Here is a 7,233-nt window from a genome sequence, read left to right as displayed (position 1 = left end):
AGGTTGGATGTGGAAGCATAGTGATATGTGAAGCTGACCAATACTAATTGCTCGTGAGGCTTGACTATACAACACCCAAACAGTTGTTGTATTAAGCATCAATCGATTCGATATTCAGCAAAACAGCTTGATTTAGTGAACGCTTAAGAACAAAATACGATACTCAAATATAACTGTTAATGAATTCTATTTGGTACGAAGTAAGGCATACACTGCACAGCAGTTAAGTAAGACCCGAACAAGTCCATAAACAGTTGTGCTGGCGACCATAGCAAGAGTGAACCACCTGATCCCTTCCCGAACTCAGAAGTGAAACCTCTTAGCGCTGATGGTAGTGTGGGGTTACCCATGTGAGAGTAAGTCATCGCCAGCTCATTATTCGAAATCCCCCTCCGCTAAGGCAGAGGGGGATTTTTTTTATGCGTGGGTTTTAGTCAAATAACAGTTGTTTATGTGCTATTTCGACTGAAACATCACATAAAAACAAAATTGAGAGGCGTATACTGAACCGGTCTATGGAGCGGATATGTCCTCAAATTCATCTTCAAGCCATATTGAATATGGCTCTTCTGCTTTTAAAGCAGTGCTTTTTTCCTTATTTCTTGCTGGCTTTGCCATTTTTTCATCACTGTATTGCGTACAGCCCATGATGCCGATTCTGGCTGATTATTTCCAGGTCAGCCCGACTCAAAGCAGTTTCCCTTTATCTTTTTCTACCATTGCCTTGGCAGTTGGTCTTATTTTTACTGGGCTGATCTCGGACCGATTTGGTCGTAAGCCGATTATGGTCTGGTCTCTATTTTCAGTCTCAGTATTATTACTATTAAGTGCAATATTGCCGATCTGGTCCGTGTTTCTGACCACACGAGTAATGATTGGATTGACAGTCAGTGGTGTCGCTGCGGTCGCGATGACTTATATCGGGGAAGAAATTGCAGAAAAAGATATCGGTTTTGCCATGGGCTTATATATTTCTGGCACAGCGATAGGTGGTATGGGAGGGCGTTTAATTGCCGGAGTTTTAGTTGATTTTATCTCTTGGCAATCTGCTACTTTGTTGATTGGTATTTTAAATCTCTGTATTGCAGGCTTATTTTATTACCTCTTACCCGCTTCGCAACATTTTAAAGCCTATCCAATCAAGCTGAATCGTTTTAAAAACTCATTTAGACAGAATCTAGCTGATCCAAAACTTCGGGTTTTATTCCTGCAAGGTTTTATCTTGATGGGCTGCTTTGTCTCGGTATTTAATTATCTGAGTTATCGCTTGATCCAAGCGCCATTTGAGCTATCTCATGTCTGGATTGGTGTGATTTCGATTACTTATTTGGCCGGCATTTATAGTTCCCCTCGAGCAGCACATTGGGGGCGGCATTACGGAAAATTTAGAATATTGGCAGCCATGATCCTGATGATGCTTGTGGGCTTGTCGCTGATGCTGATCAATCAGTTGGTTGTTGTTTTTACCGGATTGCTGATTTTTACTTTTTCTTTCTTCGCTGCCCATTCTACCGCCAGTAGCTGGGTGTCGATCCAGTCGTTACAGTATCGGGCAGTCGGTTCGTCGCTGTATTTATTTTGCTATTACTTGGGTTCAAGTGTGTTGGGGAGCTCAAGCGGATTGGTGTGGGAAAATTATGGCTGGATAGGATTAACTGTGTTTATTGCCGCGTTATTACTGACGGGTTTGTCATTCAGTTTAAAACTCCGTTCAAATTAGAGATTATTTCCAAGCTTTCCTCCTCATAAATAGAATCAATTTCTTTTTTGAAATATTTAAACTTTAGATTCAAGTGACAAATAGAGCGTGATTCAGTTAGTCTCTGATTTTGTATAAATTATAATCAAGCAAGCTAGGGCCGATTCATGGTAAAATAATCGGCTTTCATCTTTGATCTTATTTTTTAGATCTCCTATCATCTGCCAGCCGAGAATTGCTAGCCATGTCTACTGCTTATACCATGCAGACTGCGCCAAAAGCGTTGTTTGATTACGACAAATATTGGGCGTCTTGTTTTGACCCTGCGCCATTTTTGCCGATGTCACGCGAGGAAATGGATCAACTCGGCTGGGACAGCTGTGATTTTATTTTAGTTTGTGGCGATGCCTATATTGATCATCCGTCTTTCTGTTCAGGCATTATTGGTCGTACGCTAGAAGCACAAGGCTTCCGTGTCGGTATTATTGCACAGCCAGACTGGACCAGCGTGGATGCGTTCCGCGTTTTAGGTAAACCGAATATTGCCTGGGGTGTGACTGCAGGGAATATGGATTCCATGATCAACCGTTATACGGCTGACCGTAAAATCCGTTCTGATGATGCCTATTCACCAGACAATCAGCCAAACAAACGTCCAGACCGTGCGGCAACCGTGTATTGCCAGCGTGTCCGTGAAGCTTATCCGGATGTACCGGTATTATTGGGCGGTATTGAAGCATCATTACGTCGTATTGCGCATTATGACTACTGGTCAGACAAAGTGCGTCGTTCGGTGTTGATGGATTCAAAAGCCGATCTTTTGATGTACGGTAATGGTGAGCGTTCAATCACTGAAATCATGCATCGCTTGGCGCGTGGTGAAAAAATCCAAGATATTACCGATGTTCGTGGTACAGCGTTTATTGTGAATAAACACAACCGCCCATCGAAAGCCAAATTTGTTGAAATCGCATCGAATGATGTGGATGCGATTGGCCGTGTTGATCCAATTATTAACCCTTATGTCATGACTGAAGATATCGAGGGTTGTGAGATTGAACAAGGCAAGGATTCTAGTCAGTACCAAGGTTTCCAAAAAGAACATGTCGCCAATCCGATTGTGCGAGCAGGGGATGACTTAGATCCTGATACGCAAATTGTGCAACTGCAACCGGCTTCTAAAGCGATTAAACATAAGTTACCGCCGCGCGAATTGGCCGTAATCCGTTTGCCTGCTTTTGAAGAAGTTGCTGCAGATCCAGTGCTCTATGCACATGCCAACCGTATTCTGCATCTGGAAACCAATCCGGGGAATGCGCGTGCCATGGTGCAAAAGCATGGTGAACGTGATGTCTGGTTGAATGCACCGCCAATTCCGTTGACTACGGAAGAGATGGACTATGTGTTTGACCTGCCTTATGCACGTCTGCCGCATCCTGCTTATGGCAATGCCCGTTTCCCTGCGTTTGACATGATCAAATTCTCTGTGAACATCATGCGTGGCTGTTTCGGTGGCTGTACTTTCTGTTCGATTACAGAACACGAAGGTCGTATTATTCAGAACCGTTCTGAAGAATCGATTCTACGAGAAGTGGAAAAAATCCGTGATACCGCACCGGGTTTTACCGGTATTATCTCGGACTTGGGTGGCCCAACAGCCAATATGTACCGTCTGGCATGTAAAGATCCTGAGATTGAAAAGAACTGTCGTAAACCGTCATGTGTATTCCCGGGCGTGTGCCAAAACCTGCATACCGACCATGCGCCATTGACGCAGTTATATCGTAAAGCACGTTCTTTACCAGGCATTAAAAAAATTCTGATTGGTTCAGGCCTACGTTATGACCTTGCGGTTTTAAACCCTGAATATGTCAAAGAACTTGTCACCCATCATGTCGGTGGTTACTTAAAAATTGCGCCTGAACATACGGAAAAAGGCCCACTCAATAAAATGATGAAGCCGGGTATTGGGACGTATGACCGCTTTAAGCAAATGTTTGATCGTTACAGTAAAGAAGCAGGCAAGGAACAATACTTAATTCCTTACTTCATCGCGGCACATCCGGGTACCACCGATTATGACATGATGAATCTGGCGATTTGGTTGAAGAAGAATGGTTTCCGTGCTGATCAGGTACAGACCTTCTATCCTTCACCGATGGCGACTGCAACTACAATGTACTACACCGGTAAAAACCCACTGGCGAAAGTGGCGCGTTATACTGAAAATGTCGACATTGTGAAAGGTGAGAAACGTCGTCGTCTGCACAAAGCTTTCTTGCGTTATCATGATTCAAACAACTGGCCGTTATTGCGTGAAGCCCTGAAAGAAATGGGTCGTCAGGATTTGATTGGTAACTCGAAACAGCATTTAATTCCGACTTATCAGCCTGTAGGCAGTGCAGACGGTCAGTATCAATCGGCGCGTAAGAAGAACTCGACGGTTGCAGGTGATTCGCAAAAACGTACCGGTGAGCAAGGGAATCGTAGCAAGGCTGCACAAGCTCAGTCACGTCCTTCAAATACCAAGAAACGTCCTGAGCGTGGGCAAATTCTGACCCAGCACACCGGTTTGCCACCACGTGAAACAGGTGATGCCAAAAAACCGTTTGGTGGGCCAAAGCCTAAAGCGAAGCCCAAATCACGTGCATAATTAAGTTAATAAAAAGACACTTCGGTGTCTTTTTTTAGCTCTTGGGTAAAGTAACGTAGCCTGAGCTTGTGCGTTGAAAGTGTAAAAGAATATATTATTTGGACTAAATTCTTTAAAAAAGTGATATAAAAATAACACTTTGTCGGAATTGTCCTACAGTTGGGCAGATATGTATTGCGATCAATTCCATGGATGTTTTAGAGTGCATTATCAGTACTTTAAATCCACTTTCATTGGCATCTAGAGAGATGTCACTTTAGGTAACACAGAATCGAGTTTTGATACCAGTTGTATGGGTATTTAAACAGATTGGTTGTTGGATCTATTTAAAATAAAGCGTGGGTTTATACTGCACAACAATAAAACAAAAATGATTATAAGAATGCAAGGATTTAGGCATGACCACCTATATTATGATTGGGAGTTTCCTGCTCTTCTGTGTCGTGCTCATGGCATGGAAAAAGCTCGGAAATAATTCCAAACCACAAGACAGTGCGTTAAAGCAACGTGCTATTTTTAACCTGAATGAGCAATTGACCTTCACCCGTTTGAGGGAAGTATTACCTGAATACATCATTTTGGCACATGTTTCCTATGATGCCTTAATGACGACTAAATTTAACCGGACTCGACATAAGTACCGCAACCTGACTGCAGATTTTGTAATTCTGGATCAGCAGCACCAGATTCTAGCCGTGGTGGGAGTGGACGATCCCTTAATCTTAAAGCGTCCCCAGCAGACGGGTTTTCAGGATGCATTACTAACCATGGCAGGTTATCGGGTAATTCGTTACGATGATGTGCCAGAATATTATCAGTTGCGCCAGGACTTCTTGCAGGAGCAAGCGCAAATGCAGAAAATGCCCAAATATACAGTTAGCAATGATCTGAAAAAATATTATTTATATTCGGATTTAGAGCGCAGTAAAATCAAAGCAGTCGGTTAAAACAAAAAGGCATGCCAGAAGCATGCTTTTTTTTATGAATATCGATCTTGAAACATTATTCCGGTTTAACCGCCACGACAGTCAGTTCGACCAATACCCGTGGATCATAGAGTTTTGCTTCGACACAGGTACGAGGCAGGGCTTCGATATCAGCGACCCAGGCATCCCAGACTTCATTGAAGGCTGCATAATCTTTTTCAATGTCTTTCAAATAGATGGTTACCGACATGATGTGACTTTTGTCGGTACCGGCATCTGTCAGAAACTGGTCAATAATATCTAAAGTCTGTTGGGTTTGCCCTTTAATATCCAGTTCAACATCTGTGGCCAGCTGGCCGGCAAGATGTACCAGATTACCGGCAATAGCAATTTCCGAAAAGCGTTTCGATACGTGTAAACGTTCAACTGTCATGTTGTTCATCCTGAGTTTTGGGCATCAGGGCTGCGACCAGTGCAGTCAGCAGACAACCCACCGCCAGATAGATGGCTACATAATGCCATGAACCATCCGCCCAAATCACCAGTGCCGCTGCAATAAATGGGGTAAAACCCCCACCAATGATACTCGCCACCTGATAGCCAACTCCGGCACCGCTGTAGCGGTATTCTGTGCCAAACAGGGAGGTGAAAATCGGTTGATGGACACTAACCACCATATCGTGTGCGACGTTCGCCAGTAAAATTGCCCCGACAATGATCATCCAGGTGTTTTGTGCATCGAGTGCCATAAAAAATGGAAAGGCTGAAAGCGCACCAATCAAACCGCCCCAGACACACATTTTCTGATGATTGAATTTATCCGCCAGCCAGGCAAAGAAGGGAATACTGAAGCAGCTGATGGCCCCGACCATCAAGGTAATATTCAGGAAGAACTGTTTGTCCATGCCCAGATTACTGGTCGAATAGTTCAAGGCGAAATTGGTGACCAGATACATGGTCAGCAATTCGGTCAAGCGTAAAGCAATGATATAGAAGAAAGCTTTAGGGTGTTTACTGATGGCCTGCAAGATCGGCAGCTTTTCTGGCTGATGATCTGCTTTCACCACCTTTTCTACAAACTCTTGTGATTCATCCTGATCACGGCGAATCCACATCGCCACAGCTAACAATACGATACTGGCCAGAAAGGGAATACGCCATGCCCATTCAGCAAAGGCTTCTTCACCCAGTGTTGCAATAATAATCGACACTGCACCGGTCGCCAGGACCAGACCGACGCCATAACCGACCTGAACCCCACTGCTATAAAAGGCTTTTTTTCCTTTTGGCGCATTTTCTACGGCCATGAGTGCTGCACCGCCCCATTCACCACCGACAGCAAAGCCTTGCAAGGCACGGCAAAACACCAGTAGCACCGGAGCCCACCAGCCAATTGCTTCAAAATTTGGCAGCAGACCAATCCCGACCGTGGAAATTCCCATCAGGATTACCGTAAGTACCAGCATTTTTTTACGGCCGAGCTTGTCACCAAAGTGACCAAATACCACACCACCTAAAGGACGAAACAGGAAGCCGACCCCAAAGGTGGCCAGTGCCGCCAGGGTGCCCATGTTCTCGCCAATACTGGGGAAAAACTGATCTTTAAAAATTAAGGCTGCAACAATGCCATAAAGGAGAAAATCATACCAATCGACAACAGCACCAACAAAACTAGACAGCGCAGCTTTACGTGCGCGTTGTTCTTGAACAACAGAAGAATTTACAGAAGACATGCAGGAGGGGATTCCATGAGTTACATCAGAGTTGCCCTGCAATATTCGGATTTGATCGTCACGCTAATCACAGGACAGCATGCTGAAAGTAAAGGTGATTTTCAGCATCTCAGCACATACATGGATAATGCATTGCGCAGATAGAGTACTCTAAAAAATCAAAATGTAAAAACAAAGTTGCCGTATTTTTAAACTGATGCCTAAAACATGATCAAAAAAGGT

6 protein-coding genes and 1 rRNA gene are annotated in these 7,233 nt (G+C 44.0%); 5 read left to right on the top strand and 2 right to left on the bottom strand.

Annotation, left to right across the window (positions count from 1 at the left end; translation table 11 throughout):
- The first annotated feature begins 258 nt into the window (after window positions 1–258).
- The 4 genes from rrf to NI466_RS03540 all read left to right on the top strand — a co-directional run bounded on the left by rrf (window position 259) and on the right by NI466_RS03540 (window position 5,299).
- Window positions 259–373, top strand: a 5S ribosomal RNA gene (rrf, locus tag NI466_RS03555).
- Between the two features lie 153 nt (window positions 374–526).
- The gene (locus tag NI466_RS03550) at window positions 527–1,720 is read left to right on the top strand and encodes an MFS transporter (protein WP_004644878.1); all 1,194 of its coding nucleotides are present in this window, start codon (window positions 527–529) and stop codon (window positions 1,718–1,720) included.
- Window positions 1,721–1,943: 223 nt separating this feature from the next.
- Window positions 1,944–4,352 carry a YgiQ family radical SAM protein gene (locus NI466_RS03545; RefSeq protein WP_253172740.1) on the top strand — a complete coding sequence of 803 codons (2,409 nt, stop codon included), beginning with the start codon at window positions 1,944–1,946 and terminating at the stop codon, window positions 4,350–4,352.
- Window positions 4,353–4,750: 398 nt separating this feature from the next.
- Window positions 4,751–5,299, top strand: a complete 549-nt coding sequence (locus NI466_RS03540; protein ID WP_004732580.1) for a DUF2726 domain-containing protein — start codon at window positions 4,751–4,753, stop codon at window positions 5,297–5,299.
- Window positions 5,300–5,354: 55 nt separating this feature from the next.
- Here NI466_RS03540 and NI466_RS03535 read toward each other — a convergent pair whose 3' ends face one another.
- Together NI466_RS03535 and shiA are read right to left on the bottom strand one after the other, a co-directional pair.
- Window positions 5,355–5,711 carry a RidA family protein gene (locus NI466_RS03535; RefSeq protein ID WP_004732579.1) on the bottom strand — a complete coding sequence of 119 codons (357 nt, stop codon included), beginning with the start codon at window positions 5,709–5,711 and terminating at the stop codon, window positions 5,355–5,357.
- A complete protein-coding gene (gene shiA, locus NI466_RS03530; protein WP_224216172.1) occupies window positions 5,701–7,011 on the bottom strand; it encodes a shikimate transporter in 1,311 nt (436 codons plus the stop codon). The genes NI466_RS03535 and shiA overlap by 11 nt, the downstream gene beginning before the upstream one ends.
- A gap of 15 nt (window positions 7,012–7,026) precedes the next feature.
- Between shiA and NI466_RS15920 the strand changes: the two genes are divergently transcribed.
- The gene (locus NI466_RS15920; protein ID WP_004732574.1) at window positions 7,027–7,155 is read left to right on the top strand and encodes a hypothetical protein; all 129 of its coding nucleotides are present in this window, start codon (window positions 7,027–7,029) and stop codon (window positions 7,153–7,155) included.
- The last annotated feature ends 78 nt before the right edge of the window (window positions 7,156–7,233 follow it).

The sequence above is a fragment of the Acinetobacter lwoffii genome, assembly GCF_024129595.1.
Taxonomy (GTDB): Bacteria; Pseudomonadota; Gammaproteobacteria; order Pseudomonadales; family Moraxellaceae; genus Acinetobacter; species Acinetobacter lwoffii_O.
Note: the sequence above shows the minus strand (reverse complement) of the source record. Positions and strands in the feature narration are given on the sequence as shown.

Excerpts from the sequence above, each read along its gene's own strand:
- shiA (WP_224216172.1), bottom strand. The coding sequence starts at position 7,011 with ATGTCTTCTGTAAATTCTTCTGTTGTTCAAGAACAACGCGCACGTAAA.
- NI466_RS03550 (WP_004644878.1), top strand. The coding sequence starts at position 527 with ATGTCCTCAAATTCATCTTCAAGCCATATTGAATATGGCTCTTCTGCT.
- NI466_RS03545 (WP_253172740.1), top strand. The coding sequence starts at position 1,944 with ATGTCTACTGCTTATACCATGCAGACTGCGCCAAAAGCGTTGTTTGAT.
- NI466_RS15920 (WP_004732574.1), top strand. The coding sequence starts at position 7,027 with ATGAGTTACATCAGAGTTGCCCTGCAATATTCGGATTTGATCGTCACG.
- NI466_RS03535 (WP_004732579.1), bottom strand. The coding sequence starts at position 5,711 with ATGACAGTTGAACGTTTACACGTATCGAAACGCTTTTCGGAAATTGCT.
- NI466_RS03540 (WP_004732580.1), top strand. The coding sequence starts at position 4,751 with ATGACCACCTATATTATGATTGGGAGTTTCCTGCTCTTCTGTGTCGTG.